The following is a 26511-nucleotide window of genomic DNA, read 5'->3' on the forward strand; positions in this document are numbered from 1 at the left end:
CGGCCCATCGCCTCGGTAGCGTGGGGTCTGCACCAAACCCACCGCTAGCAAAGGAACGCTTCCATGATCGAAGCACGAGGCCTGACGAAGGTTTACGGCGACAAGACTGCCGTCGCCGGTGTCAATTTCACTGTCGAAGCCGGCCGGGTCACCGGCTTCCTGGGCCCGAACGGGGCCGGTAAATCCACCACCATGCGGATGATCATGGGACTGGACCGGCCGACGTCGGGCACCGTGACCGTCAACGGCGCCCCGTTCGCGCGGCACGCCGCACCGTTGCGCGACGTCGGCGCGCTCCTGGACGCCAAGGCCGTCCACACCAGCCGCTCCGCCTACAACCACCTCCTGGCGATGGCCGCCACGCACAGCATCGCCAGGAAGCGCGTGCACGAGGTCATCGAAATGACCGGACTGACCGACGTGGCCAAGAAAAAGGTCAAGGGCTTCTCGCTGGGCATGGGCCAGCGGCTGGGCATCGCCGCGGCGCTCCTCGGCGATCCCCAGACGGTCATCCTGGACGAGCCCGTCAACGGCCTCGATCCGGAAGGTGTCCTCTGGGTCCGCAACCTGGTGAAGTACCTGGCCTCCGAGGGCCGCACCGTCTTCCTCTCCAGCCACCTGATGAGTGAGATGGCAGTAACAGCCGACCATCTGATCGTGATCGGCCGGGGCCGGATCATCGCCGACGCCCCGATCCAGGAGATCATCAACGGGAAAGGCCAGAGCCGTACCCGCGTCCGCAGCGACCAGCCGGACCAGCTCATGCACCTGCTCGCCGGAGCCGGTGTCTCCGTGGAGCTGCAGGAGAACGAACTGCTCGAGGTCAAAGGCCTCGACCCGCGGCACATTGCCCGGACCGCGCTTGACGGCCGCGTCCTGATTTACGAGCTCACCCCGCTGCAGGCAAGCCTCGAGGAGGCTTACATGGAGCTGACCAAGGATGAGGTCGAATACCACTCGCTGATCACCACGGGCGCCGGCGCCCCCGTCCAATCCGGAGGCAACCAGCCATGAGCTCAACCACCCTCGACCCCACCCCCTCACCCCGCAGCGCCCACGCCGGAAACGCCGCTGGCGACGCCTCTGCCGCCAAGCTGTCGGGCAACGGCACCAGTCCCGGCCCGGGACCGTCCTTCCTCCGCGTCCTGAACTCCGAATTCATCAAATTCCGCACCCTGCTGTCCACCCTGATCCTGCTCGGCTCCACGGTCCTGGTGGTGGTGGGCTTCGGTGCCCTCTCCGCGTGGGGCACCGGACAGTTCGCCGAGGCCGCCTCGACGGACCCCCAGGCGGCCGCCGCGTTCGCCGCCCAGGGCGGGGATCTCGCCGTCGGCGTCCCCACGTCCGGCATCGCCTTCGCCCAGCTGATCCTTGGGTCGCTTGGCGTGCTGCTGATGAGCTCGGAGTTCACCACCGGCATGGCCCGCTCCACCTTCGCCGCCGTGCCCAGGCGGATCCCGGCCTTTGCCGCCAAACTCCTTGTCGTCATGGTGACTGCCTTTGTCCTTACCGCCGTTTCCGTGCTCCTGGCCGGCCTGGTGTCGCTGCCGATCCTGGACAACTACGACCTCAAACTCGACCTCGCCAGTTCCCAGTCGGTCAAACTGCTGCTGGTCAACAGCCTCTACGTGGCAGCCGTGGCCGCGATCGGCATGTCCCTCGGTGCACTGATTCGCAACTCCGCCGGCGGCATCATGAGCCTGGTGGGCGTGTTCTTCGTGGCACCGATCGCGTTCCAGCTGATCCCCGGCGACTTCTTCGTCGAGGCCCGGAAGTACCTGCCCGGCAACACCGTGGAACCGCTGACCGCGGTGGAGCACCTCCCGGACACGCTCGAAGCCTGGCAGGCGGCCCTGGTCCTGGGCGCCTGGGTGCTCATCCCGCTGCTCCTCGCCGCGTTCCTGCTGAAAAGGCGGGATGTCTAGGCCGGGCGTCCCGGCCACTGCCTAGGCTCGTGGATCGATCGAAATCACCGCCCGCGGGCGCGGCCGGCTCCGGCGCTACCTGTTCCAGCACCCCCGCGTCATGGACGCCGTCGTGGTGCTGTGCTACCTGATCCTCGTCACGCCCACCGCGATGGAGTCGGAGCTCGACGGCGCGTGGCCGGCCGCCGTGCTGCCCGCGGCGGCCCTGCTCTTCCGGCGCGCCTACCCGCTGCCCGCGGTGGCGGCGGTGGCGGCGATCGAAGTGGCGGTCACCCTGATGCACCCCTGGGGATCCAACGTCTCCGCCGGGCTATCTACGCCTGCGAAACCGGCCTCGTGGTGCCGAGCGACCCGGATTATTGAGGAAATCTTCCGGAGACAGTGGTTTCAGGCACACTACCAAATTGCCCGTAAGGCAACTTTAGTTGCCCTGCAGGGCCTCCTGTTGGAGTTCCGCCCGGGTGGACGGTGCGCCGTTTGTGGCACTGCACAGGACAGCGGGCGGACGGCCCGGTCTAGGGTGAAACGACACTGTGGCCCGCCGCACTTCTTGCCCGGCATCAGTAACGTACCAACATCCCCCACTTAGGACGGCGCTTAATGCAGGCTGACCAGCAGCTTTCGAAATCCCTTAAACCCAGGCATCTTTCCATGATCGCGATCGCGGGCGTGATCGGCGCCGGACTCTTTGTCGGTTCCGGCGCCGCAATCCAGCAGGCCGGTCCCGGCATCCTCCTTGCCTACATGGCGGCGGGCCTTGTGGTCATCCTGGTCATGCGCATGCTTGGCGAAATGGCCGCCGCCAACCCGGAAACCGGTTCCTTCTCCACCTACGCGGACAAGGCGCTCGGCCGCTGGGCCGGCTTCAGCATCGGCTGGCTCTATGCTTGGTTCTGGATCATCGTGCTCGGTATCGAGGCCACGGCGGGGGCCGCGATCATGCACCGCTGGGTGCCCGGCATCGACCAGTGGGTCTGGGCCCTGATCCTCATGGTGCTGCTCACCCTGACCAACCTGGGCTCCGTGAAGTCCTTCGGTGAGTTCGAATTCTGGTTCGCCTCCATCAAGGTGACGGCGATCGTGCTGTTCCTGCTCTTCGGTGTGGCCGCCATCCTCGGCCTGGTTCCCGGCGTCCCTGCCCCCGGCCTGAGCAACCTGGTCGACAACGGCGGCTTCCTGCCCAACGGCCCCGGCGCGGTGCTCGCGGGCATCCTGGTGGTTGTCTTCTCCTTCTTCGGCGCCGAAATCGCCACCATTGCCGCCGGCGAATCGGAGAACCCGGTCGACGCCGTGAAGAAGGCCGTAAAGTCCACTGTCTGGCGCATCCTGGTCTTCTACATCGGCTCCATCGCGGTCGTAGTGACCTTGCTGCCGTGGAACTCCGCTTCGGTGGCCAAGAGCCCCTACGTTGCCGTGATCGAACTCTTCGGCATCCCCGGCGCCGGCACCATCATGGACATCGTCGTGCTGACCTCCGTGCTGTCCTGCCTGAACTCCGGCCTCTACACGGCCAGCCGGATGCTCTTCTCGCTCTCCCGCAGGGGCGACGCCCCCAAGTCCTGGACGAAGATCTCCAAGCGCGGCGTCCCGGCCGCGGCAGTCCTGGCCTCCACGATCGTCGGTTTCATCACCGTGGGCCTGAACTACATCGCCCCGGACACGGTGTTCCTGTTCCTGGTCAACACCTCCGGCGCCATCGCCTTGTTCGTGTGGCTGGTCATTGCCGGATCGCAGCTGATCCTGCGCCGCCAAATGGGCGCGGCAGCAAAGGATCTGCAGCTGAAGATGTGGCTCTTCCCGTACCTGACCTGGGTGGCCATCATCAGCATCGTGGCCCTGCTGATCGGCATGGTGATCCTGGAATCCACCCGGGAATCGCTGCTGCTCTCGCTTGCCCTCGCGGCCGTCGTCGTGGGCATCGGCCTGTGGCGCTACCGAAAGCAGGGCGGGACCTCCACCGGCGTGCCGACAGAAGTTCCGGCCGAGAAAGTTTCCCTCGGCGCGGGAACGGCCTCCTAAGTTCGAAGCCTCCCGGCCCTTGCCCCGCCGCACCACCCCGGACCTCCGGACATGCCCCACCCTCGTGCCCAGGAGTGGACATAATGCCATTATGCCCATCCGCGGGCTCCAGGGGAGGGCATGTCCGGGGCAAGCGAGGGGGCATGTCCATTCCCAGACATGACGGGAGAGCATGTCCGCCCCGGGCTGCAGTGGGCGGGCTTCCCCGCGACCGGGCACAGTGTCCTCACAGGATAGGCCTAGTGCTGGCATAGCGGCCTGGGGTTACATGGACGCATGACGACGCCAATCCAGCCAGAACCGCACCCCGACCACGACCGCGGCCTGGAATTCGACCTCTCGACCCTGCTGAGCCGCCGGCGCTCGCTAGGCATGTTCCTCGGGGCCGGCGCGGCGGCGGCGCTAGCCGCCTGCACCCCGGGCGGATCGACGGGCTCCGCCGGCTCAGCGACGGCTAGCTCGACGCCGACCGGCTCCGCAAGCAGCCCAGGCAGCGCGGCGGCCGCGACGCCGTCGGCCTCCGCGTCGCCCACGCTGACCCGTGCAATCGCCGAGTGCGGCGTCGAAATTCCCGAGGAAACCGCCGGACCGTTTCCGGGGGACGGGTCCAACGGTCCCAATGCGCTGTCGGCCTCCGGCGTCGTCCGGCAGGACATCACCGCCAGCTTCGGAACCTCGACCTCCACGGCCGCGGGCGTGCCCCTGACCGTCACGCTGACCCTGCTCGACAACGCCAACGGCTGCACGCCGCTGGCCGGCGCGGCGATCTATGCCTGGCATTGCGACCGCGACGGCAGGTACTCCATGTACGATTCCGGCCTCAAGAACGAGAACTACCTCCGCGGCGTCCAGGAGGCCGACGCGAACGGCCAGGTCACCTTCACGACCATCTACCCCGGCGCGTACAGCGGCCGCTGGCCGCACATCCACTTTGAGGTGTTTGAATCCATGAACAACGCCACGACGGCGGGACAGGTCCTCGCCGTCTCGCAGATCGCGCTGACGGACGCGGCATGCAGGGAGGTTTACGCCTCGGCCGGGTACGAGTCCAGCGCGCGGAACTTCCCGCGCACTACGCTCAAATCCGACAATGTCTTCGGCGACGACGGCGGCATCTACCAGCTCGCCACGATGGGAGGCTCGGTGTCCGCGGGCTACACGGCCGCGCTCAACGTCACGATATAGCTCACCGACCGCGGAACCGCCGCGGAACCGCGGTACCCGCCGGGGCGGGCGTCCCGGCCCAAACCGCGGCACTAGACTCGGTGCCATGCCCTCCCACGCCAGTGCCGCAGCGCACATCGAGGACCTCGGCGCGTACGTCACCGCGTCGCCGTCCAGCTTCCACGCCGTCCACGAGGCCGCCCGCCGGCTGGACGCGGCGGGGTTCATCGCCCTGGACGAGCTGCAGCCCTGGGACGTATCCGCAGGCAGGACCGGCAAGCACTACGTGATCCGCGACGGCGCCCTGATCGCCTGGGTCACGCCCGGGAGCGCCGGTCCCACCACCGGCTTCAACATCCTGGGCGCGCACACCGATTCGCCGTCGTTCAAACTCAAGCCCAAACCCACTACCGGAAAGTTCGGCTGGCTGCAGGCCGGCGTCGAAATCTACGGCGGACCGCTGCTCAACTCCTGGCTGGACCGCGAACTGCAGCTCGCCGGGCGCCTCGTGATGCTCGACGGCACCCAGCACCTGACCGCCACCGGGCCGCTGCTCCGCTTCCCCCAGCTGGCCATCCACCTTGACCGCGCCGTGAACGACGGGTTGGCCCTGGACAAGCAGCAGCACATGAACCCGGTCTTCGGTCTCGGTGATCCCGCGGGTGAGGACCTGCTGGCGTTGCTCGCAGGACGTGTGCGCACCGAAAACGTGGATCCGGCGAAGATAGGCGGCTACGACGTCGTGATCGCGGATACCCAGGCGCCCGCCGTTTTCGGAGCGAAGCATGAGTTCTTCGCCTCCGGCCGGCTGGACAACCTCTCCGCCACACATGCCGGGCTCGAGGCGCTGATCGCCCACGCCCGGACTCAGCTGCCGGCGGGCGCGCCGATCGCCGTACTGGCCGCCTTTGACCATGAGGAAATCGGCTCCGCGTCGCGCTCGGGTGCCTGCGGGCCCGTCCTGGAGGACGTCCTGGTGCGCATCTCAGAAGGGCTGGGCGCCTCGGCGGGCCAGCGGCGGCAGGCGTTCGCCGCGTCGTTCTGCGTCTCGGCCGATGCCGGCCATGCAGTGCACCCCAACTACCCCGAGCGGCACGACCCGGCCAACCGGCCGGCGCTCAACGGCGGCCCACTGCTGAAGATCAACGCGAACCAGCGCTACGCCACGGATGCCCCCGGCGCCGCCCTCTGGGCGCGGCTGTGCACCGACGCCGGCATCCCGTACCAGGAGTTCGTCTCCAACAACGTGATGCCCTGCGGTTCCACGATCGGCCCGCTCACCGCCACCCGCCTGGGGATCAGAACGGTCGACGTCGGCGTTCCCCTGCTGTCGATGCACTCGGCGCGGGAGCTCTGCGGGGTCGAGGACCCGTACCGGCTGGCGCGGGTAACTGAGCGTTTCTTCCGCACGGTGGCATAGGTCTCCGGACTAGGTGTATTACCCACGGAGGTTGGTGACACGGCTGGCGGGTGGTTGACCCTTGAGTGAGGTGTGGCCTCGGTTGTGATTGTAGTGGTGCAACCAGGCGGGGAAAGCGGCAACACGCTCGGCCTCTGATGCGTAGGGCTTCGCGTAGGCCCATTCGTCGAGCATGGTGCGGTTGAACCGCTCAACCTTTCCGTTGGTCTGGGGGCGATAGGGGCGCGTGCGTTTGTGCTTGATGTCCGCACCGAGAGCCTGGGCGAAGACGCGGGAGCGGTAGCAGGAGCCGTTATCTGTCAAGACCCGGCTCACCGTGATCCCGGCGGCGTTGAAGGCAGCGTTTGCCCGTTCCCAGAAGCCGGCGGCGGTTTTTTTCTTCTCGTCAGAGAGGATCTCGGTGTAGGCAAAGCGGGAGTGGTCATCGACTGCGTTATGCAGGTAAGCGTAGCCGGGCCTGCGGTTGGCGTTTGTGCCGGTCTTGTTCCGGTTCCCCGCGGCCCGGCCGGTCACGCGGTGTCCGCCGCCGTCAGGAATCCGGCCGAGTTTCTTGATGTCCACGTGGACCATGTCCCCGGGGTTCTGGTGCTCGTAGCGGCGGATCACCCTGCCCGTGGCCCGGTCCAGCCACGACAGCCTGGCAAGCCGGTACCGGGAGAGGACCTTGTGCACGGTGGACGGGTGGATACCGAGCAGGTAACCGATCCTCGCCGGCCCCCAGCGGCGGTTGACCCGCAGCGCGATGATTCGTCGTTCCCGCCGGGCAGGAGTGCGGCGCGGGGACCGGGACGGCCGGCTGGAGAGGTCCTCCATGCCGTCTTCGCCCAGCTCCCGGTAGCGGCTGGCCCAGCGCGCCGCGGTCGGGACGGAGACCTGAAAACGTTCTGCAGCCCGACGTAACGGCCAGCCGTCCTCGACAATGCACTTTGCCAGCTCGATCCGTCCCCTGCGGGCGAGAAAAGCATTAGGGTGGGACATTGAAGACCTCCGTTTGTGGAATTGGACTCTAGACAAGCCCCACTCCACTCGGAGGTCTTCTTCATGTCACCACACCACGCCGACCGTCACTAACGTCTGTGGTTAATACAACTAGGCGGCGAGCCCGATCACCAGGTTGATGGTGGCCGCCAGGATGACGGTACCGAAGAGGTAGGACAGCAGGCTGTGCTTGAGGGCCTCGGTGCGGATGCGATGATTCCGCAAAGCCGTGTCCGATACCTGATAGGTCATGCCGAGGCTCGTGGCCAGGTAGGCGAAGTCCGTGTACTGCGGGGGCTCCTTCTGGTTGAAGTCGATCCCGCCTACGTCGGCGCCGGCTTTCGGGCCGGTGCTGTAGAACAGCTGGGCGTAGCGCAGGGTGAAGAGGGTCTGGACCAGCATCCAGGACAGCGCGACCGAGGCCAGGGCCAGCAGTCCGCCGCCCAGCCGGGCCGCGGCCGCGGTGTTGTTGTGCGAGTCGACGACGACGGCTGCCACCGCCGCCAGGCTGGCCACGTTGGCGGCCAGGATCAGCAGGTCGGTGGTGCCCCGGGACGGATCCTCTGCCGTGGCATGGGACTGTGTCTCCGCCGGATCGAGACGCCCGATCACGACCCAAACCCAGATCAGGTAAGTCAGTGCAGCGGCGCCCCAGCCGATCGTGGGAGCCTGCACCCAGTGCCCGGCCAGGCCGGCTGCCGTCGCCGCGAACAACCCGGCCAGCAGCATCACGGCGAATCGCAGGCGGCTCCTCCGGCTGTGCACGGTGCGCCGGGACGCGGATCCGGTGTTCATTCCCTGATCATGGCATGCCGCCCGCCTCCGCCCGCCCGCACCGGTTGTCCACACGGCGGCCGGGCGCTCTTCCGGGCCGGCCGGGCAGCCCATACGGTGGGGGCACGGAATCGCGGAAACCGGCCCGGATGCACTAAGCTATTGAAGTCTGTGCTGCGCCCTGCCTCCGTTCCGGGGGTGATGCGAGGCCCATGGCACCGCAAATGAACCTCCTGTTACGGAAATGCCGTAACCGCTTAGCCCAAAGGAGGTGGGTTCACATATGCGTCCTTATGAATTGATGGTAATCATCGACCCCGAGGTCGAAGAGCGTACCGTTGAGCCAACGCTTCAGAAGTTCCTGAGTGTCATCACCAACGATGGTGGAACCATCGAAAAGGTTGACATCTGGGGCCGCCGTCGCCTGGCCTACGAAATCCAGAAGAAGACTGAAGGTATCTACGCCGTGGTGAACTTCACCGCTGAGCCGGGTACCGCCAAGGAACTTGACCGCCAGCTGAGTCTCAATGAGACCATCATGCGCACCAAGATCACCCGCCCCGAAGTACAGAAAGTCGTTGCTGAGTAATTTCAGTTCCCGATTTTCACTCTTCATCCCCGCAGGAACGAACAAGGAGGCAGTAGATGGCAGGCGAAACCACTATTACGGTCATCGGTAATCTCACCAATGACCCCGAACTGAGGTTCACACCGTCAGGTTCGGCAGTAGCGAATTTCACCATCGCTTCTACTCCCCGCACCTTCGACCGCCAGTCCAATGAGTGGAAGGACGGGGAAACCCTGTTCCTCCGCGCGTCGGTATGGCGTGAGGCAGCCGAGAATGTCGCCGAATCCCTGACCAAGGGCATGCGCGTGATCGTCTCCGGCCGCCTGAAGAGCCGTTCCTACGAAACCAAGGAAGGCGAGAAGCGCACCGTTATCGAGCTTGAGGTCGACGAGATCGGCCCCAGCCTGCGCTACGCCAACGCCAAGGTCAACCGCACCCAGCGCTCCGGCGGTGGGGGTGCCGGAAACGGCGCCCAGGGCGGCTTCGGCGGCGGCAACAGCGGCGGTGGCTTCGGTGGCGGCTCTGGTGGAAACCAGGGCGGCAACTCCGGCGGAACCTGGGGCGGCAACCAGCCCGCACAGCAGCAGGATGACCCCTGGGCCACGCCCGGTGTCAGCAATGCAGGCGGCGGCTGGGGCAACGGCCCGGATTCCGAACCTCCCTTCTAAACAACATTTAAGGTTCGACGCCGAACCTGACGGGCCGCCGAGAGACGGACCGCTGCAGACCGACGTCGGATCACCACCATCCCGTGGATCAATATCCACGGGCTCCATCGAATAGGAGCTCCACGATGGCTAAGGCTGAACTCCGTAAGCCCAAACCAAAGTCCAACCCCTTGAAGGCCGCTGACATCACTGTCATCGACTACAAGGACGTAGCATTGCTGCGCAAGTTCATCTCCGACCGCGGAAAGATCCGCGCCCGTCGCGTCACTGGCGTCACGGTGCAGGAACAGCGCAAGATCGCCCAGGCAATCAAAAACGCCCGCGAAGTTGCTCTGCTGCCTTACTCCGGCGCTGGCCGCGGCTAAGGAAGGGATTAACTAACATGGCAAAGCTCATTCTGACCCACGAAGTAACCGGTCTCGGCGCTGCTGGCGATGTTGTCGAGGTCAAGGACGGTTACGCACGTAACTTCCTGCTGCCCCGCGGCTTCGCTCTGACCTGGTCCAAGGGTGGCGAGAAGCAGGTTGAGTCCATCAAGGCTGCCCGCGTTGCCCGCGAGCACGCTTCCCTGGAAGACGCTCAGAAGCAGGCAGCTGCACTCTCCTCCAAGCCGGTCAAGCTCGTCGTCAAGGCTGGCGAGACCGGACGCCTGTTCGGCACCGTCAAGCAGGCCGACGTAGCCGACGCTGTTGAGGCCGCTGGCCTTGGCAGCATCGACAAGCGCAAGGTGGAACTGCCGGCACACATCAAGTCGGTTGGTTCCTACCAGGCCAACGTCCGGCTGCACGCCGACGTTGCCGCTGTGATCGAACTCGACGTAGTCGCCAGCAAGTAGCGCAGGGTTCCCTGAAACCGAGCTTGCGAGGTTTTAGGGGCGCTACGCAGCGCAAGTAGCCCTTAACGGCTAGGCAGTCGCGAACTGCCGGAAGGCCCCCGCCTTCGATTCCCCTGAGGAACCGGACGCGGGGGCCTTCTGTCGTTTAATCGCGGAACCGCTAGTCCCGGTGCAGCACCGTGGTCACGTGCCGGTAGCCGATGCGGATCAGTTCGGCCAGCACCGCTTCGTCGACGTCCTCGAGTTTGTTGACATAGAGGCAGCCCGCCCCTGTTTTGTGCTTGCCCAGCCGGCCCAGCAAGGCGGCGGACTCCGGACCATAGGTCAGCCCATAGAGCGAAAGGCTTCCCTTCCGGGGTGAGAATCCGATCGCCGCGGCGTCGCCCTCGCGGCCGCTGTCGTATTTGTAGTGGTACCGACCGAAGCCCACAATCGTCGGGCCCCACATCTGCGCCTGCTCCCCGCTGATGCCGGACATCAGCTCGAGCAGGCGGTAACCGTCGGCGCGGCGGACCGGATACTCGACGTGGGCCAGGAACTCCTGCACGGACGCCGCCGTCGCCCGGGTCTTGTTCTGGGTCCTGTTTTCCGTCACGGGGGTAGTCTGCCAGAGTGCGGGCGCCTTGTCAGCCGTGGCGGCCGCTGGTGATAGCCTGCAGCCGTGAACCCGATTACCGCCCAAAGCCAGCGCCTCCGCCCGTTCGCCCAGGTGGACGTCTTCTCCGCCGAGCCGTACCGGGGCAACCCGCTGGCCGTCGTGCTCGACGCGGAGGGCCTCCCGGCGGACCGCATGCAGCAGTTCGCCAACTGGACCAACCTGTCGGAGACGACGTTCCTGTTGCCACCCACCCGCCCTGAGGCCGACTACCGGGTGCGGATCTTCACCGGCAGCGAAGAGTTCCCCTTTGCCGGCCACCCGACCCTGGGCTCGGCGCACGCCTGGCTTGAAGCCGGCGGCCTCCCCCGGCAAGACGGGGTGCTGGTGCAGGAGTGCGCGGCCGGACTGGTCCGGGTGAAGCGCGACGGCGACCGCCTGGCTTTCGCGGCTCCGCCGCTGACCCGCTCGGGCCCGGTTGCGGAGGAGGACCTGGGACGCATCGCGGCGGGCCTGGGACTGCCCCGGGAGGCCCTGCTGGACTCCTCCTGGCTGGTCAACGGTCCGGACTGGATCGGCGTGCTGCTCGAGTCGGCGACGCAGGTACTCGCCGTCAGGCCCGACTACGCGGCCATGGAGGGACTCAAGGTCGGCGTGATCGGCCCGCACGCACCGGGTTCGGCGGTTGATTACGAGGTGCGCACCTTCATCCCCGGCGACGCCGCGGCGGAAGACCCCGTCACCGGAAGCTTCAACGCCGGAGCGGCCCAGTGGCTGATCCGCAGCGGGCGGGCGGCGGAGTCCTACCTGGCGGCGCAGGGAACGGTACTGGGCCGCGCCGGTCGCGTGCACATCGAGGCGATGGGGGACGACATCTGGGTGGGCGGACAGTCGGTGAGCTGCATCCGCGGGACCGTGAACCTCTGAGTGACAGAACGGGGTGGCCAATTGACGGCATGGCCCGCACTCCGTTGCGATATCAGGTGTGGTCGCTTTGCCGTCCACACCGGGTCCAAAGTGACAGAGCAACGGAGGGCGGGAATAAACGGCGCGGGCCGCCGCTTCTACAGGTAAATGCAAATGCATGTAGTATGGCCGGACCGGCCAGACCTGACCCAAGGAGCACCTGTGGAAACCCGCCGCATCACCGTTCTCTCCGCCGGACTCGGCGTTCCGTCATCGAGCCGCCTCCTGGCGGACCAACTGGCAGCCTCGGCAGAACGGCAGCTGACGGCATCGGGCTATGCCGTCACTGTTGACGTCGTCGAACTCCGGGACCTCGCGGTGGACATCGCGAACAATTTCGTGACCGGATATGCGGCGCCCCGGCTGGCCGAAGCGATCGCCGGCGTCGTCGATTCCGATGGCCTCATCGCCGTCAGCCCGGTCTTCAGCGCCTCCTACAGCGGCCTGTTCAAGTCCTTCATCGACGTGCTGGATCCCAAGTCGCTGGAGGGCAAAGCCGTCCTGCTGGGCGCCACCGCCGGCACGGACCGGCACCAGCTGGTCCTGGACTTCGCCATGCGGCCGCTGTTCACCTATCTGCGTACCCGGGTCGCCGCCACCGCGGTCTTTGCCGGCCCGCAGGACTGGGGAAACAGCAACGACGGCGGATCGCCCCTCTCGGCGCGGATTGACCGTGCGGCGGGCGAGTTTGCCGCCCTGCTCCGGGGCACCCAGCCGCAGCAGGAGCCGGCTCCGGTGGAGTCGATGCCCTTCGAGCAGCTGCTCGCCGGTATTTCCGGTGGCCGGTAGCGCCAGCCGTCCGGCGGAGCGACTCCGAACGATTCCGGCCGCCCGCTCGTTGACCGGGACATGAAGTGTCCTGTGGATTCAATAGACCTGATCATGAGCGAACGAAGCGGCGTGGAAATCGACTACTGCCCGCAATGCCGGGGCGTATGGCTGGACCGCGGTGAGCTCGACAAGATCATCGACCGCGCGGCGGACTTGATGGGGGCTGCGGCCCCGGCAGCCCCACCGCAACCGCCGCCAACGCCCGGGCATCTTCCGCCCCCGCTCTACAACGTCGATCCGCGCCGGGACGACCGCCGCTATGGCGAGCGCCGGGACCGGCCCCGCTACGACCAGCCGCGCTACGACGAGCGCCGCCGGCCCAAGAAGAAGGAAGGCTGGCTCGGCGAGATGTTCGATTTCTAGCCGGCGAAGGCCTGCCGCGGAAACGTCTGCCGCCGATCGCCGCGAAAGCCGGCCGCGGAACGGCCGGGGTCAGTGCTCAGTCGTCCAGCAGGGCGATGAACTCTAGGGCCTGCTTCATGGAGATGTCCGAGTGGCGGGTCAGCGCGGTCGCCGCCGCCTCCGTGTCGCCGCTCTTGGCGAGGGTGCGGATCCTGCCATAGATTTCATCGTTGAGCATGTTGCTGCTGACCTCGCGGGTAACGTCGCCCTTGCTGGCGATTGCGCGGTAGCGGTAGGGGAAGCGCTGCGGGGCGTCGTCTTCGTCCTCGCTGGGGTCCGGCTCGGAGGCGGCCGGCCGGAATGGCTGGGGATGAGCCGCCAGAGCCCCGACGGCGTCGCGGGAGGCTCGCAGGCCCTCTCCCGTGCTCTCGAAGTAGAGCTTGATGGCAGCCATCGCCTGACCTTGGGCGATCAGGGCGTAGAGGCGCCGGTGCTGTTCCTGGTCCAGCTTGCCCGCCGCGGCGCGGGCCAGCTCGACGGGATCTCGACTGGGCTGCGGCGTAGAACCGGGCAGGACCTTGTTCCCTCGACGGCCGATTGCCTTGGCTACCAGCAGCACGACGGCTCCGACGAGTGCCAGAATCAGGACGGGGATGATCAGGGATTCCATGTACTACAGCCGATCTACGTAATTCTTGGCGGTCAAAAGATCTGAATGGGTCGCCTGACGCAGCAGTTTGATGGCCTGGATCTTCTTGCCGTTCCGAGCCAGTGACTGCAGCTGGAGGGCGAACTGTGGGTTCAGTTGTCCGCCCGGCAGAACCGGCCCCTGGTAGCCGTGCTGTCCCACAGCCGGGGCGGAGCCGGTCTGGGCCCGCAAGGCGGCGCGGGCGTGGTCGGCCTGCTGGGACTGTTGTTGTTCGTTCTGGCTGGGACGGGTGACGGCGTCCACCCGGGCCCGCGCCGCCGTGGCTGCTTGGACCTGTGCCGCGTAGTGCGCCTGCGAGCGGGCGGCCAACTCAAGCTGATAGCGCTCCGCGTCCGACATGCCGAAATCTCGGGGTCTGAGGGCCGTCGCGAATGCCCAGAGAACTGCCGCCAGGATGAGGGCAGGGAGGATGACCAGCAAGACTTCGCCCATGCGTAGAGCTTATGCCAGATTGCGGTTGTCCACACCACGTTCTGACTTCCGCGCCTACAGAAGCCGCGGCTGGCGTCCATTTTCCGGCTGCGTGTGATGCCCCTCATCAAATGAGAATATTTCCGCCCTGATGTGCCACTTCGGGCGGTGCGTATCCCCAGCCCACCGCGCAGGCTGTGGATGAAATTTTCCGAAAATAGTTTTGTGTCCACAAGGTGAATGCAACGTTTCCGCAGGTCAGCGCCGTATTTCGGAAGGAACAAATTTTCTATCCACAGCTGTTCCCACAGGCTGTGCACAAGCATGGAGCGTTAGTGCACAGTTTATCCACAGGGGTCGGGCCCGGCTGGGTTGGTGCCTGTCCGGTAGGCGGATACCGTTGCTGGAGATCGGGCGTCGGATGCGGAAATCCGGTGCGCAGGACCGAGCCCCCGGAACCTCCGGGACCACACGCCGGATCCACGCCATGATCCCGGCATCGGGCGGCAGAACTGTCGGTGCTGACTGATAGGACTGGACCCATCGGCATACGGCGGGCTGGACGTCATGGCACCAGGGCAGATGGCTTACGCGCCGCCGGCGAAGAATATCCGCCGCGGCACACAATGGAGGACGGCAGTTTTGTCAGTAACGCATCTGGACACAGTCGAGGGCACGCGCGGGTCCGAAGGCAGCCGCAAGCCGCCGCAGGACATCCCCGCCGAGCAGTCGGTCCTGGGCGGCATGATGCTGTCCAAGGACGCCATCGCCGACGTCGTCGAAATCCTGCGTGGCCAGGACTTCTACCGGCCGGCGCACGAGACGGTCTACGAGGCCATCATCGATCTTTACGGCCGGGGTGAACCCGCTGACGCCGTTACGGTCTCGGATGAACTGACAAAACGAGGCGAGATCAACCGCATCGGGGGCCCCGCGTACCTGCACGAGCTGATCCAGACGGTCCCGACCGCTGCCAACGCCGGTTACTACGCCGAGATCGTCGCGGAGCGCGCAGTGCTGCGCCGGCTGGTGAACGCCGGGACGAAGATCGTCCAGCTCGGATATGGCCAGGACGGTGAGGTTGAGGACCTGGTCAACCAGGCCCAGGCCGAGGTGTACGCGGTGGCCGAGCGCCGCACGGCCGAAGACTATGTGGTCCTCAAGGACGTCATGGAATCCACCGTCGACGAGATCGAGGCATCAGGCCATCGCGGGGAGGGAATGACGGGCGTCCCGACCGGCTTCTATGAGCTGGACGAACTGACTCACGGCCTGCACCCGGGCCAGATGATTGTCATCGCCGCCCGTCCGGCCGTCGGTAAGTCCACCTTCGCGCTGGACTTCGCGCGTTCGGCCGCAATCAAGAACAACCTCGCCACCGTCATGTTCTCGCTGGAAATGGGCCGGAACGAGATCGCCATGCGCCTGCTGTCCGCCGAGGCGACTATCGGCCTCCAGGATCTCCGCAAGGGCACCATCAAGGATGAGCAGTGGTCCAAGATCGCGACCACCATGGGCCGGATGAACGACGCCCCGCTGTTCATTGACGACAGCCCCAACATGTCGCTGATGGAAATCCGCGCAAAGTGCCGACGCCTCAAGCAGCAGCACGACCTGAAACTCGTGATCCTGGACTACCTGCAGCTCATGAGTTCGGGCAAGAAAGTCGAATCGCGCCAGCAGGAAGTGTCCGAATTTTCGCGTGCGCTGAAACTGCTCGCCAAGGAGCTGCAGGTCCCCGTGATCGCCCTCTCGCAGCTGAACCGTGGGTCCGAGCAGCGCCAGGACAAGCGGCCCATGGTCTCTGACCTGCGCGAATCCGGTTCCATCGAGCAGGACGCGGACATGGTCATCCTGCTGCACCGCGAGGACGTCTACGACAAGGAATCCCCGCGCGCCGGCGAGGCGGATATCCTCATCGCCAAGCACCGCAACGGGCCCACCAAGGACATTGTGGTGGCCTTTCAGGGGCACTACTCGCGCTTTGCCAACATGGCGGCCGACGCCGGCGGTGGCGGCGGCGGCTTCTAGGCTCCCGCTCCGGCCGGCCCGGCCCCGGGAGCTGGCGGGCCGCCCGCCGGGAGCAGGTGGTTGGGCAGCCGGTTTCCCGGTGCGCCTCCGCGGATTTCGAGCAGTTCGCGGGCGTGGGCGTGCAGTCGCTTGTCCTCGTCGGACACCGGAACCCAGCGCGGGATGGGGACCGACGTGCCGGTTTCGTCGCGGGCAACCATCACGGTCAGGCAATACGTCGTGAGATCCATTTCGCGTCCCCTGGGGTCGCCAGAGCGCACATGCACGGCGATATGCATGCCCTTGGTGCCGGTGTAGACCAGCCGGGCCTCGACTTCCACCACGTGGCCGATCAGCAGCGGCCGGTAGAAGCGGACGCCGCCGGAAAACACGGCCACCGTGTCCTGCCCGCAGTAGCGGGACGCGCAGACGTAGGCCGCCTCGTCGATCCACTTCATCACGATCCCGCCGTGCACCTTGCCGCCCCAGTTCACGTCCGTGGGGGCCGCCATGAACCGCAGGACCACGCGTTCGGCCGTTCCGGCGTCGGTATATACCTGGGCGTTCATGGCCTGGACGATGTCCTCGCGGACCTTGATCCGGGCCACGGCGTGGTCGCGCTCTTCGATTTCCTCCGGCGTTCCCGGCTCAAACTGCGGCACGGGAATCGGCTTGCCGTCTTCGCCGACGGCCACGAAGATCACCATGCACTGGCTGCGCATCGTGGCCGGGCCGCCTTTCGGGTCGCCCGATGACACGATGGTGCGGATGTGCATCGAGGACCGTCCCGTGTAGACGATCGTGGCCTCGACTTCCACCATGTCGCCGCTGTTGACCGGGTCCGCGAAGTGGATGTTCCCCACGTAGGCCGTCACGCAGTAGGACTTCGACCAGCCGACCGCGGCGGCGTAGGCGGCCTTGTCCACCCACTCCAGCACCGTGCCGGCGTCGACCGAACCGCTGTGGCCCACGTCGGTGGGGGCTGCGAGGAAGCGAAGGGTCACGGAATTGGCGGCAGTCTCACTCATGCTGGAAGTTTACTGAGGCTCCGCTGAACCGTTCCGCGCCAGCGACACAAACGCCTGCCGGTCCGCCACAAGCCACCGGTAGCGGCCCCAGTGACGTCGTCCGGAGACGACGCCGGGCGGCCACCGATGGTGACCGCCCGACGTCGCGTTCTTCCTCTAAGAGGTCGCGTGCTTCCTCCAGGAGCGGAGCCTAAGCCAGGACGCTGAGCTTCGAGCCGCGCCGGCCGAACAGCACCTTATCCACGGAGACTTTGCCCGCGCCGACGAGGGCGACGGCCAGGGCTGCGGCAGCCAGCAGCAGCACCAGCTCATAGCCGCCGGCTGCGGCGAAGACTCCTGCCGGGGCGTGGACCAGGACCAGGGCGCCCAGCATGTTGACCGCGAGGAGGGCGGCGAACACGCGGGTCAGTACGCCCAGGATCAGGGCGATGCCGCCGACCAGTTCCAGGGTCGCGATCACCGGGGCAGCAAGCTGCGCAGCCGGAACACCCATCTGGGTGAAGGCGGCCTGGGTGCCGGGAATGGTGAACTCGTAGAACTTCTGCCAGCCGTGGGCGGCGAAGAGAAAGCCGGTGACGAGGCGCAGGATCGTGCGGGCCGAGGTGGTCAAGGTGGATTGGTTCATGGGGCATACCGTTTCGTGAGGGGGAGCTGCGCGGCTTTTGTGCTGCCGCGACAGTGGTTGCGTTCATGATCAAGTCTTCCCGCAATTGGTTGAAATGTCAACCAATTGCGTTTTGTTCGCCCCCAAGGTGCGCAGACCGCCCCACGGCTAGGGTGGTTCCGTGCCCGCCTCGTCCCCGCCCTCCGCCGCGCTACCGTCCCCGGCCAGCCGACGCCGCGAGATCCTCCGACTTGCCGTCCCGGCTTTCGGCGCCTTGATCGCCGAGCCGCTGTTCCTGCTTGCCGATTCGGCGATCGTCGGCCACCTCGGCGTGGCCGAGCTGGCGGGCGTGGGACTGGCTTCCGCGGTGCTGCATACGGCGGTGGGCCTGATGGTCTTCCTCGCCTACTCCACGACGCCGGCGGTGGCCCGGGCGGTGGGCAACGGACAGCTGCCCAAGGCCCTCGCGGCCGGGCGCGACGGCATCTGGCTGGCCGTGCTGCTCGGGACCATTCTTGCCGCGGCTGGTTTCGTCGCCGCCGAACCACTCCTGGAGCTGATGGGGGCCCAGGGTGAAGTGCGGATGTTCGCTGTGGACTACCTGCGCTGGTCAATGCCGGGACTCGTGGCGATGCTGCTGATCTTCGCGGGCACCGGGGTGCTGCGGGGCCTGCAGGACACCCGCACCCCGCTCGTGGTCGCCGCCGCCGGCTTCACGCTGAACATCGTGCTGAACTTCTTCCTGGTCTACGGGCTGCACTGGTCCGTCACCGGCTCTGCGATCGGCACCAGCATCGCGCAGTGGGCCATGGCCCTTGTCTATGTCGTGATGGTGCAGCGCAACGCCCGCAACCACGGGGTGTCCCTGCTGCCGGAGTGGCGGGGGATCCGGTCCATGACCAAGGTGGGCTCATGGCTGATGCTGCGCACGCTGAGCCTGCGGATCGCGATCCTGGCCACGGTCGTCGTAGTCACCGCCCAGGGTCCGGTGAACCTCGCCGCCCACCAGCTCGCCATGACCGTCTTCACCTTCCTGGCCTTCGCACTGGACGCTCTCGCCATTGCGGCGCAGGCCCTGATCGGCAAGGAGCTCGGCGCGGGCCATCCTGCGGCGGTCAGGGAGCTGACTGGGACCATGGTCCGGTGGGGCCTCGGGTTTGGAGTGCTCACCGGAGTCCTGCTGGCTGCCGCCGCACCCTGGGCCGGCCTCCTGTTCACCTCCGATGCGGAGGTCCGCTCCGCGCTCACGCTCGCCCTGTGGGTGCTCGCGGTGGGCCAGCCTGTCGCCGGGTATGTTTTCGTCCTCGACGGGGTGCTCATCGGGGCGGGGGACGCGAAATACCTGGCGGTCGCCGGCGTCGTCAACCTGGCCCTCTACCTGCCGCTGTTGCTGGCGGTCCGGATGTCCGGGGCCGACGGCGGTGCGGGGCTGCTCTGGTTGTGGGCCGCCTTCTCGCTGGGCTACATGCTGGCCCGGGCCCTCACGCTGGGACTCCGGGCGCGGACCGACCGGTGGATGGTGCTCGGCGCACGCTGAACAGGAGCAGCCGGCATGCGCTGCGGGTGCTTCGCACTAAACTGGACGGGTGACTCACCCCGCAAACCCTGACGCGTCCACCGCTCTGCCCGCCGACGCGGACTTCTGGAAGCCCGTGCTCGTCCGGGCCGCCGTCGCGCTGGGCTTCGGTGCGCTGACCGTGTTCTGGGCCTCCCCCTCCGCAGCGGGAATGGGCTGGGCGGGCGGGCTCTACCTGCTGGCCACCGGAGTGGTGTTGATCTGGAGCGTCAACAAAACGGGTTTCCCCAGCGGCGCCGGATCGGGAAAAATCCTCTCCGCCGCGGGGTCGCTGCTGGCCGGAACGGGTGCTGCCGTCGGGCTGCTCGGCAGCAGCCTCGTCTTTGGCGTCGTTGGGGCTCTCGGGCTGGGCCTGGCCGCCGCCGCGGAACTGTACCTCGGGATCAGCAACCGCCGCCGCAGTGCGCTGGCACGGGACTGGATCGCTTCCGGCGTGATCGGGCTCGGCACGGCGGCCGCGCTGCCCTTCTTCATCAGCCTCGGACCGCACGCGCTGCTCGGGGTCGCCGGCGGCGGCGCCATCATCAGCGGGGTGCTGTGGATGCTGGCGGGACTGACGCTGCGGCACGATGCGCGGCGCGATTCCCCGGAGACCGTAAACTAGTAACGACAGGTTCTACCCTGCGTAGAACAATTGCGGTATCAAAACTGCCACGCCCCACCGGCGAGGCTGCAGGAGGAAATCACCTTGGCTCAGCAGAAACCCGGAGAACCGCGCAGCCTGCGGACCTCGGTCAAGGGACCCCTCCTGTTCTCCGCGTTCTGGGCAGTGCTCGCCTTCTTTGCCGTCCTGATCTTCGCCTCCGGCGGCAGCGCCAAGACGCCCCGGTTCGACCTGGCCTTCACCGGGGCCGGTATCGCGTTCATCGTCCACCCTGGTCCTGGCCGCCATGCTCTCAATGAGCCACAAGGGCAACGACGAGCACCTGGGCAAGGGATCAGGCGTGAACCTCAGCTCCAGGAAGCCGGCTTCCGGTTCCGGTGGCTATCCGGCACGGCCGGATTCCGACGCTCCCGGGGCCAGCCCCGACGGCGCGCCCGGAGACGGGCTCCGCTAGCCGGCTGGGACGCCCGGCGTCCCCGTTCGCCCCGGCGTCCCGGTGCCGCCGGGACTCAGGACGCGGCCTTGCGCGCCCGGTAAGCCGCCACGTGTGCCCGGTTCGCGCAGTTTCCGGTGTCGCAGTAGCGCTTGGAGCGGTTGCGGCTGAGGTCCAGCACCACCGCGTCGCAGTCCTCCGCCGCGCAGACCAGCAGCCGGTCCATCTCCTTGCTGCGGATCACATCGACGAGGGCCATGGCGGCCTCCGTGCTCATCCGGTCGGCCAGCGGAGCCGCCGGGGTGGTGGCGTGCAGGTGCCAGTCCCACTCATCGTGCTTGACGAGCTGGGGGAGTGCCCTGGCGTCCCGCAGGAGCCGGTTCAGGGTGTTGACGGCCGTGGACTCCTCGGCGAGCCACAGTTCCGCGAGTTCAGCACGAAGGCGGTGCACACTGGCGAGCTCGGCCACGTCCCTGGTCCGGGAGCCGGTGAAGCCTTCGGCCGCCAGAAACCGGTCCAGATCCGCCGTCGTGGCCAGCTCCTCGTCGCCGTTGGCGGCGGTGTTGATGAGCTTGACCACGGAACGCAGGGCAACCTCCGTGTCAGGGGCAAAAACCATCTTGACTCCTTACGTCGGTCTGGCGTACTGTCAGGACCGTAACCTCATCTTACTCCTGACAGGAGGCAGCCCGTGTCTGCCGCACGCCGCTCCGCCGATGCACCGGCCCGGAATCCCGCAACCCCGCTGGGCGCCGGAACACCCGGCCCGGGGAAACAGGGGACCCGGGCGGCAGACGCCGCCTCGGGCTTCCTGGCTTCGGGACTGGGGGTGGCACTGTTGTCCTCCGCGGTGTTCGGTCTCTCCGGATCGTTCGCGAAGGCACTCCTGGAAACAGGCTGGACGCCGGGTGCAGCGGTCACGGCCCGCCTCACGGCGGCGGCGCTGATCCTGGCCGTCCCCGCCGTTCCCGCCCTGCGCGGCCGCTGGCACCAGCTCCGGGACAACTGGGTCACGGTCCTGCTCTTCGGGCTCATCGGCGTCGCGGCCTGCCAGCTCTTCTACTTCAACGCGGTGGCACGGCTCTCGGTGGGCGTCGCCCTGCTGCTGGAGTACCTCGCCCCGGTGATCATTGTGCTCTGGCTCTGGGCGGCCAGCCGGAAACGGCCGGGCCCGTTGACCATCGCCGGCACCCTCCTGTCCCTGGGCGGCCTGGTCCTGGTCCTGGACCTCACCGGAGCCGTCAAAATCGACCTCATCGGCGTGCTGTGGGGGCTCGCGGCCGCCGTGTGCCTCGCGATCTACTTCTTCATCACAGCCAGGGAAAACGACACGCTCCCGCCGATCGTGCTGGCCTCCGGCGGACTCATGGTGGGCGCGGTGGTCATGTGGCTTGCCGCGGCCACCGGCCTGCTGCCGATGGCGTTCAGCACCGCCGACACCCGTCTGGGCCCCTGGCTCACCCCCTGGTGGGTGGCCCTGGGCGGCCTCGTGGTGCTCGCCACGGTGTTGGCCTACTTCGCCGGCATTGTCGCCGCGCGGGCGCTCGGGTCCAAGCTCGCATCGTTCGTCTCGCTCACCGAGGTGCTGTTCGCGGTCATCTGGGCGTGGCTGTTGCTCGGTGAACTGCCCGGCCCCATCCAGCTTCTGGGCGGCGTCCTGATTGTCGGCGGAGTGGTCCTGGTCCGGCTGGACGAGCTTCGCGGCGCAGCGGCAGCGGCGCCACTGCCGGCGTCGTCATCGGCCGCCGGCCTCGATCCCACGCGATCCGGCGCCTAGCATAGAGCTATGTGCCGCAATATCCATACCCTGCATAATTTTGAGCCCCGCGCCACCACGGCCGAGGTGGAGGCCGCCGCACTGCAGTACGTGCGCAAGATCAGCGGCAGCACCAAGCCCTCCAAGGCCAACGAGGAAGCCTTCAACCGGGCCGTCCACGAGATCGCGCACGCCACCCAGCACCTGCTCGATTCGCTGGTGACGCACGCTCCGGCAAAGGACCGGGACGAGGAGGCCGCCAAAGCGCGCGCCAGGGCCGAAGTCCGGTTCGGCGCAGCCTGAGGTTCGACGCAGCCTGACCGGGACGGGCAGCCTGACCGGGACAGGTGGTGCCGGGCGGGCTACTTCGCGAAACTGCGCAGCCGCAGCGAGTTCGCCACCACCAGGACCGAGCTAGCCGCCATGGCGGCGCCCGCGATCATCGGATTGAGCAGTCCCAGGGCAGCCACCGGAATGCCGACGGCATTGTAGAAAAACGCCCAGAAGAGGTTGGTCTTGATGGTCGTCAGGGTCCGGCGGGACAGCTCGATGGCCAGCGCCACCTGCCCGAGATCATTGCCCATGACCGTCAGGTCCGCGGCCTCGATCGCGACGTCCGTGCCGGAACCCATCGCAATGCCCAGATCGGCCTGTGCCAGCGCGGCAGCGTCGTTGACCCCGTCTCCGGCCATGGCCACGGTGGCGCCTCCCGCCTGCAGCCTCCGCACCGCCTCGACCTTGCCGGCCGGCAGGACACCCGCAAAGACGTCGTCCGGGCCGATCCCGACGGCGGCCGCCACCTGGGCAGCCACCGCGGCGTTATCTCCGGTCAGCAGGACCGGCCGGAGTCCGAGCTGCCGGAACCTGGCGATCGCCGCCGCGGAGCCGGGCTTGAGCGTGTCACGCAGGCTGATGACTCCGGCGGCCTTCCCGTCCACGGCCAGCCAGATGGCGGTGGCGCCCGACTCCTCCGCCTCCCGGAGGAGGCCCTGTTGTCCGGGCGTGATTGACACCCCGTTTTCCTGCAGCCAGCCCGTCCGGCCGGCGGTGAGCAGCCGGCCCTGGACCGTGCCCTGGACGCCGCCGCCCGGCGCCGAACGGAAGCCGGCGACGACGGGTAGCCGGCCGCCCTCCCCGCTCTGCCGCTCTGCCGCTCTGGCAGCTGCGGCGATGGCATGGGCGATGGGGTGCTCGGACGCGGCCTCGACGGCCCCCGCCAGGCGCAGGACTTCGGCGTTGCCGAACGGGGCGAACGCCTGCGTGCCGTCGACGGCGAGGTGGCCGGTGGTCACGGTGCCGGTCTTGTCCAGGACGATGGTGTCCACCGTCCGGGTGTCCTCCAGGACCTGGGGCCCCTTGATGAGGATTCCCAGCTGGGCCCCGCGGCCGGTCCCGGTGAGGAGTCCGACCGGCGTCGCCAGCCCCAGCGCGCAGGGGCAGGCGATGACCAGCACAGCCACAGCCGCCGTGAAGGAGGCGCGGAGCCCGGCGTCGCTGACAGCCGGTCCGGCGGCCAGCAGCCAGCCGGCAAACGTGATGGCGGCGATGGCCAGGACCACGGGGACGAACACCGAACTGATCCGGTCCGCGAGGCGCGCGATCGGAGCCTTTCCGGTCTGCGCCTGGGAGACCAGCCGGCCCATCTGGGCGAGAGTGGTTTCGGATCCCACCCGGGTGGCGCGGACCAGGAGCCGGCCGGAGGTGTTGATGGTGGCACCCGTGACCGCGCTGTCCGGCCCGACCTCCACCGGCACCGACTCACCGGTCACGAGGGAGGCGTCCACGGCGGAGGAGCCGTCGACGACGACGCCGTCGGTAGCGATCTTCTCGCCCGGACGGACCACGATCACATCGCCCACCGCCAGCCGGTCGGCCGGAACCTTGTATTCCATTCCGCCGCGGAGAACCGTGGCGTCTTTGGCGCCCAGGTCCAGCAAGGCCCGCAGGGCGTCGCCGGCCTTCTGCTTGGCGTTGGCCTCCAGATAGCGCCCGAGCAGCAGGAACGTCGTCACGACGGACGCTACCTCGAAGTACAGCCCGCCCGGACCCGTCTCCGTGGCGTCCATGCCCTGCGGGTGTCCGGTCATTCCCGGCTCAGCCAGGAGCTGCCAGGCGGAAAACAGGTAGGCGGCGATCACGCCAAGGGACACGAGGGTATCCATCGTGGACGCGAAATGCCGGGCGTTGACTGCGGCCGCCCGATGGAAGGGCCACGCCGCCCAGCTCACGACCGGCAGTGCCAGGGCGCCGGCGGCCCAGCCCCAGTTGGCGAACTGGAACGCCGGGAACATCGATATCAGCAGCACCGGGACCGTCAGTGCGGTGGCCACGATGAGCCGCGGGCGCAGCTTGGCTGCGGTCCCGCCGTGGGCCAGGTGGTTCGCGCCGGTGCCGGGGATTTCTGTCAGCCCGGTGCCGGCGCCGAGTTCGACCGGCTCAGTTCCCGGGATGGGGCGGTGGGCGGGACGGATGGTCGCCTTGTAGCCTGCTGCCGCTACCGTGGCGGTGATTTGCTCATCGGTGATGTCAGGCGGGACCGTCACGTGCGCCGATTCGAGGGGAAGGTTGACCGAGGCTTCGACGCCGTCGAGTTTTCCAAGCTTGCGTTCGACCCGGCTGACACAAGAAGCGCAGGTCATACCCTCGATGTCGAGTTCGATCGCCCGGCTTCCCGGCCGGTCCAGCAGATGCTCGTTCGTCACGGCTTCTTCCTTGTTCGCAGGGCGGGCTGTTGCGGCTGCGCCCGGTGCTCAGGCTTCGTTGGCCACCACAAGGTAGCCCGCCTCGGCAACCGCCTCGCCGATTTCGGCAGCGGACAAAGCCCCGATGGAGGTGATGGTGACGGTGGAGACGCCGCCGGCGTTGAGGTCGACGTCGACCTGTTCGACGCCGGCCAGCGCCTCCAGCTCTTCGCTGACGGAGGACACGCAGTGGCCGCAGGTCATCCCGGAAACGCTGACGGTGGTGGAAACGGTACTCATGGCTTGCTCCTTGCTGGTGGACGGCCGGGTATCAGCTGTCCGTCGTGTGACGAGTGAATGTTGCCGCTACCGGAGCAGGCGTCCGATGGCATCGGCGGCTTCCCTGACCTTGACGTCGATGGCTTCGGCCCGGAGATCCGGGTCAGGCTCGGACGCCGCCCCGACGACACAGTGGCCGATGTGCTCTTCCACCAGCCCCAGGCTGACCGCGTGCAGTGCCTTGGTGACGGCGGCGACCTGCGTGAGGATATCGATGCAGTACTTGTCCTCGTCGACCATGCGGGCGATTCCGCGGACCTGGCCTTCGATCCGCTTCAGCCGCCGCAGGTAGGCCTCCTTGTTGGAGGTATAGCCGTGTTGGGCGTGTGGCGCCTCGGCGGGAGCCATGACCGGGAGCTCAGAATCGTTCATGGCTCCAACTTATACCCCTCCAGGGTATGTCGCAAGTACCCCCAGGGGGTATCCGAGATGCTCGACCCGCCGAAAACCGTCCGGACATTAAAAGGCTCCGGAGCGCGTTATTGGGGGATACGCACTCCGGAGCAGCTTTTGGGGTAGTCCCTTCGCAGGGCCACGCAATAAGCTTACTTGGCAATATCCGGAGAAAGCCAGCACCGCGAATAACTTCTTTCGCTTTACTTTTGCGTGGCGGTTTCGCTGTTTACGGGACCGTCAGGAACGGCGGGGCGTGCGGCCCGGCCGCGGGGCGGGCACGATCAGGACCGGATGGTCCTGATGGTGGCTGAGCCACGCGGCTACCGATCCGTTGAGCGCCTCGGAAAGCCGGTGCCCCAGGCCCCGTTCGGGGGTGCCGACGATAATCATGGCCGCCCCGGCTTCGGCGGTAAGCCTGCCGAGCGCACGGGCAGGGTCCCCGGCGAGGGTCCGCAGGGTCCACGCGATCCCGAGATCGTCGCAGGCCGCCGCCACGACGGAACGCAACTCCTCGGTCACCGCCCGGATTTCGGCGTCGTCCGCGTCGGGATGGAGGGACAGCCGGTGCGCCGAGCGCGCGGGGTCCCACTCCACCAGATAGCTGGCCTCGTCCACATAGGCGCAGATCAGGGGAGCGGACAGACCTTCGGCGAGCGATGCGGCCCTCCGCAGTACTTCCGGATGCTGTCCCGGCACGACGCCGACCACGAGGGGCGCCGGACTGGTGGGGACCTCGTCAGACATACTCAATTGTTGCCCGGCAGCGAAGGCCTGAACAGGGGCTTCCTCCCCAGAATGTTCCCTTCTCAATTTTCGTACCGGCCGTCAGGCAGGTACACTTCGACGTCGACGGCGACGACGTCTCCATCGGCTCGGGAA

The 26511-nt window shown here is 67.3% G+C and carries 30 protein-coding genes and 1 pseudogene; 19 read left to right on the forward strand and 12 right to left on the reverse strand.

The window, feature by feature from the left end; translation table 11 throughout:
- Window positions 1-63 precede the first annotated feature (63 nt).
- The 6 genes from QFZ69_RS21480 to QFZ69_RS21505 all read left to right on the forward strand — a co-directional run bounded on the left by QFZ69_RS21480 (window position 64) and on the right by QFZ69_RS21505 (window position 6528).
- Window positions 64-1014, forward strand: coding sequence for an ABC transporter ATP-binding protein (locus QFZ69_RS21480; RefSeq protein WP_306914361.1), 951 nt, complete (start codon window positions 64-66; stop codon window positions 1012-1014).
- A complete protein-coding gene (locus QFZ69_RS21485; RefSeq protein WP_306914364.1) occupies window positions 1011-1925 on the forward strand; it encodes an ABC transporter permease in 915 nt (304 codons plus the stop codon). Before QFZ69_RS21480 ends, QFZ69_RS21485 begins: the two co-directional genes overlap by 4 nt.
- 100 nt (window positions 1926-2025) lie before the next feature.
- A complete protein-coding gene (locus QFZ69_RS21490; RefSeq protein ID WP_306914366.1) occupies window positions 2026-2514 on the forward strand; it encodes a hypothetical protein in 489 nt (162 codons plus the stop codon).
- A gap of 11 nt (window positions 2515-2525) precedes the next feature.
- Complete coding sequence (locus QFZ69_RS21495) at window positions 2526-3944, forward strand: amino acid permease (RefSeq protein WP_306914368.1); 1419 nt, start codon at window positions 2526-2528, stop codon at window positions 3942-3944.
- A gap of 276 nt (window positions 3945-4220) precedes the next feature.
- A complete protein-coding gene (locus QFZ69_RS21500) occupies window positions 4221-5129 on the forward strand; it encodes an intradiol ring-cleavage dioxygenase (RefSeq protein ID WP_306914370.1) in 909 nt (302 codons plus the stop codon).
- A gap of 85 nt (window positions 5130-5214) precedes the next feature.
- Window positions 5215-6528, forward strand: a complete 1314-nt coding sequence (locus tag QFZ69_RS21505; protein WP_306914372.1) for a M18 family aminopeptidase — start codon at window positions 5215-5217, stop codon at window positions 6526-6528.
- Window positions 6529-6546: 18 nt separating this feature from the next.
- Here the strand turns inward: QFZ69_RS21505 and QFZ69_RS21510 are convergent, their stop codons facing one another.
- Both QFZ69_RS21510 and QFZ69_RS21515 read right to left on the reverse strand, forming a co-directional pair.
- Window positions 6547-7506, reverse strand: a complete 960-nt coding sequence (locus QFZ69_RS21510; protein WP_306913683.1) for an IS481 family transposase — start codon at window positions 7504-7506, stop codon at window positions 6547-6549.
- Window positions 7507-7617: 111 nt separating this feature from the next.
- Window positions 7618-8301: a DUF1345 domain-containing protein gene (locus QFZ69_RS21515; RefSeq protein WP_306914373.1), complete on the reverse strand. Its 684-nt coding sequence runs from the start codon at window positions 8299-8301 to the stop codon at window positions 7618-7620.
- Window positions 8302-8563: 262 nt separating this feature from the next.
- On the opposite strand from QFZ69_RS21515, the gene rpsF reads away from it, so the two are divergent.
- The 4 genes from rpsF (at window position 8564) to rplI (ending at window position 10351) form a co-directional block, all read left to right on the forward strand.
- On the forward strand, window positions 8564-8869 hold the full coding sequence (gene rpsF / locus QFZ69_RS21520) for a 30S ribosomal protein S6 (RefSeq protein WP_306914374.1): 306 nt from the start codon (window positions 8564-8566) through the stop codon (window positions 8867-8869).
- 56 nt (window positions 8870-8925) lie between these two features.
- Window positions 8926-9516, forward strand: coding sequence for a single-stranded DNA-binding protein (locus tag QFZ69_RS21525; protein WP_224048018.1), 591 nt, complete (start codon window positions 8926-8928; stop codon window positions 9514-9516).
- Window positions 9517-9641: 125 nt separating this feature from the next.
- Entirely contained in the window at window positions 9642-9881 is a 240-nt protein-coding gene (rpsR, locus tag QFZ69_RS21530; protein ID WP_003800144.1) for a 30S ribosomal protein S18, read from the forward strand.
- A gap of 17 nt (window positions 9882-9898) precedes the next feature.
- Window positions 9899-10351: a 50S ribosomal protein L9 gene (gene rplI, locus QFZ69_RS21535; RefSeq protein ID WP_306914377.1), complete on the forward strand. Its 453-nt coding sequence runs from the start codon at window positions 9899-9901 to the stop codon at window positions 10349-10351.
- A 160-nt stretch (window positions 10352-10511) separates the two neighbouring features.
- On the opposite strand, the gene QFZ69_RS21540 is transcribed toward rplI, so the two are convergent.
- Window positions 10512-10946 (reverse strand): DUF1801 domain-containing protein, encoded by a 435-nt coding sequence (locus tag QFZ69_RS21540; RefSeq protein ID WP_306914379.1) that lies wholly within the window; start codon window positions 10944-10946, stop codon window positions 10512-10514.
- 66 nt (window positions 10947-11012) lie between these two features.
- Between QFZ69_RS21540 and QFZ69_RS21545 the strand changes: the two genes are divergently transcribed.
- From QFZ69_RS21545 to QFZ69_RS21555, 3 genes are all read left to right on the forward strand, one after another.
- Entirely contained in the window at window positions 11013-11873 is an 861-nt protein-coding gene (locus QFZ69_RS21545; RefSeq protein ID WP_373461754.1) for a PhzF family phenazine biosynthesis protein, read from the forward strand.
- Between the two features lie 201 nt (window positions 11874-12074).
- Complete coding sequence (locus tag QFZ69_RS21550) at window positions 12075-12701, forward strand: FMN reductase (protein WP_306914381.1); 627 nt, start codon at window positions 12075-12077, stop codon at window positions 12699-12701.
- Between the two features lie 60 nt (window positions 12702-12761).
- Entirely contained in the window at window positions 12762-13106 is a 345-nt protein-coding gene (locus QFZ69_RS21555) for a zf-TFIIB domain-containing protein (protein WP_306914383.1), read from the forward strand.
- A 76-nt stretch (window positions 13107-13182) separates the two neighbouring features.
- Here the strand turns inward: QFZ69_RS21555 and QFZ69_RS21560 are convergent, their stop codons facing one another.
- Together QFZ69_RS21560 and QFZ69_RS21565 are read right to left on the reverse strand one after the other, a co-directional pair.
- Window positions 13183-13755: a hypothetical protein gene (locus QFZ69_RS21560; protein WP_306914385.1), complete on the reverse strand. Its 573-nt coding sequence runs from the start codon at window positions 13753-13755 to the stop codon at window positions 13183-13185.
- Between the two features lie 3 nt (window positions 13756-13758).
- Window positions 13759-14226, reverse strand: coding sequence for a hypothetical protein (locus QFZ69_RS21565; RefSeq protein WP_306914387.1), 468 nt, complete (start codon window positions 14224-14226; stop codon window positions 13759-13761).
- Between the two features lie 621 nt (window positions 14227-14847).
- Here QFZ69_RS21565 and dnaB point away from each other — a divergent pair.
- Window positions 14848-16236: a replicative DNA helicase gene (gene dnaB / locus QFZ69_RS21570; RefSeq protein ID WP_306914389.1), complete on the forward strand. Its 1389-nt coding sequence runs from the start codon at window positions 14848-14850 to the stop codon at window positions 16234-16236.
- Here the strand turns inward: dnaB and QFZ69_RS21575 are convergent.
- Window positions 16233-17243 carry an acyl-CoA thioesterase gene (locus QFZ69_RS21575; protein WP_306914391.1) on the reverse strand — a complete coding sequence of 337 codons (1011 nt, stop codon included), beginning with the start codon at window positions 17241-17243 and terminating at the stop codon, window positions 16233-16235. The two genes, dnaB and QFZ69_RS21575, sit on opposite strands and share 4 nt — an antisense overlap.
- Before the next feature lie 190 nt (window positions 17244-17433).
- Window positions 17434-17868, reverse strand: coding sequence for a DoxX family protein (locus QFZ69_RS21580; RefSeq protein WP_306914393.1), 435 nt, complete (start codon window positions 17866-17868; stop codon window positions 17434-17436).
- Between the two features lie 160 nt (window positions 17869-18028).
- Here QFZ69_RS21580 and QFZ69_RS21585 point away from each other — a divergent pair, with 160 nt between their 5' ends.
- From QFZ69_RS21585 to QFZ69_RS21595, 3 genes and pseudogenes are all read left to right on the forward strand, one after another.
- Complete coding sequence (locus QFZ69_RS21585; RefSeq protein WP_306914394.1) at window positions 18029-19384, forward strand: MATE family efflux transporter; 1356 nt, start codon at window positions 18029-18031, stop codon at window positions 19382-19384.
- A gap of 49 nt (window positions 19385-19433) precedes the next feature.
- Window positions 19434-20027: a hypothetical protein gene (locus QFZ69_RS21590; protein ID WP_306914396.1), complete on the forward strand. Its 594-nt coding sequence runs from the start codon at window positions 19434-19436 to the stop codon at window positions 20025-20027.
- Window positions 20028-20111: 84 nt separating this feature from the next.
- Window positions 20112-20481: pseudogene (locus tag QFZ69_RS21595) on the forward strand (hypothetical protein).
- 55 nt (window positions 20482-20536) lie between these two features.
- Here the strand turns inward: QFZ69_RS21595 and QFZ69_RS21600 are convergent.
- Window positions 20537-21079 carry a CGNR zinc finger domain-containing protein gene (locus QFZ69_RS21600; RefSeq protein WP_306914400.1) on the reverse strand — a complete coding sequence of 181 codons (543 nt, stop codon included), beginning with the start codon at window positions 21077-21079 and terminating at the stop codon, window positions 20537-20539.
- A gap of 126 nt (window positions 21080-21205) precedes the next feature.
- Here QFZ69_RS21600 and QFZ69_RS21605 point away from each other — a divergent pair, with 126 nt between their 5' ends.
- A complete protein-coding gene (locus QFZ69_RS21605) occupies window positions 21206-22237 on the forward strand; it encodes a DMT family transporter (protein ID WP_373461919.1) in 1032 nt (343 codons plus the stop codon).
- A 9-nt stretch (window positions 22238-22246) separates the two neighbouring features.
- Window positions 22247-22519 carry a DUF2277 domain-containing protein gene (locus QFZ69_RS21610; RefSeq protein ID WP_306914402.1) on the forward strand — a complete coding sequence of 91 codons (273 nt, stop codon included), beginning with the start codon at window positions 22247-22249 and terminating at the stop codon, window positions 22517-22519.
- A gap of 59 nt (window positions 22520-22578) precedes the next feature.
- Here the strand turns inward: QFZ69_RS21610 and QFZ69_RS21615 are convergent, their stop codons facing one another.
- The 4 genes from QFZ69_RS21615 to QFZ69_RS21630 form a co-directional block, all read right to left on the reverse strand.
- A complete protein-coding gene (locus QFZ69_RS21615; protein ID WP_306914404.1) occupies window positions 22579-24918 on the reverse strand; it encodes a cation-translocating P-type ATPase in 2340 nt (779 codons plus the stop codon).
- 48 nt (window positions 24919-24966) lie between these two features.
- Window positions 24967-25197, reverse strand: a complete 231-nt coding sequence (locus QFZ69_RS21620) for a heavy-metal-associated domain-containing protein (protein ID WP_306914406.1) — start codon at window positions 25195-25197, stop codon at window positions 24967-24969.
- 66 nt (window positions 25198-25263) lie between these two features.
- Window positions 25264-25608, reverse strand: coding sequence for a metal-sensitive transcriptional regulator (locus tag QFZ69_RS21625; protein WP_306914409.1), 345 nt, complete (start codon window positions 25606-25608; stop codon window positions 25264-25266).
- 261 nt (window positions 25609-25869) lie between these two features.
- Window positions 25870-26376, reverse strand: a complete 507-nt coding sequence (locus tag QFZ69_RS21630; protein ID WP_306914411.1) for a universal stress protein — start codon at window positions 26374-26376, stop codon at window positions 25870-25872.
- Window positions 26377-26511 lie beyond the last annotated feature (135 nt).

The sequence above is a fragment of the Arthrobacter sp. V1I7 genome, from assembly GCF_030817015.1.
Classification (GTDB): Bacteria; Actinomycetota; Actinomycetes; order Actinomycetales; family Micrococcaceae; genus Arthrobacter.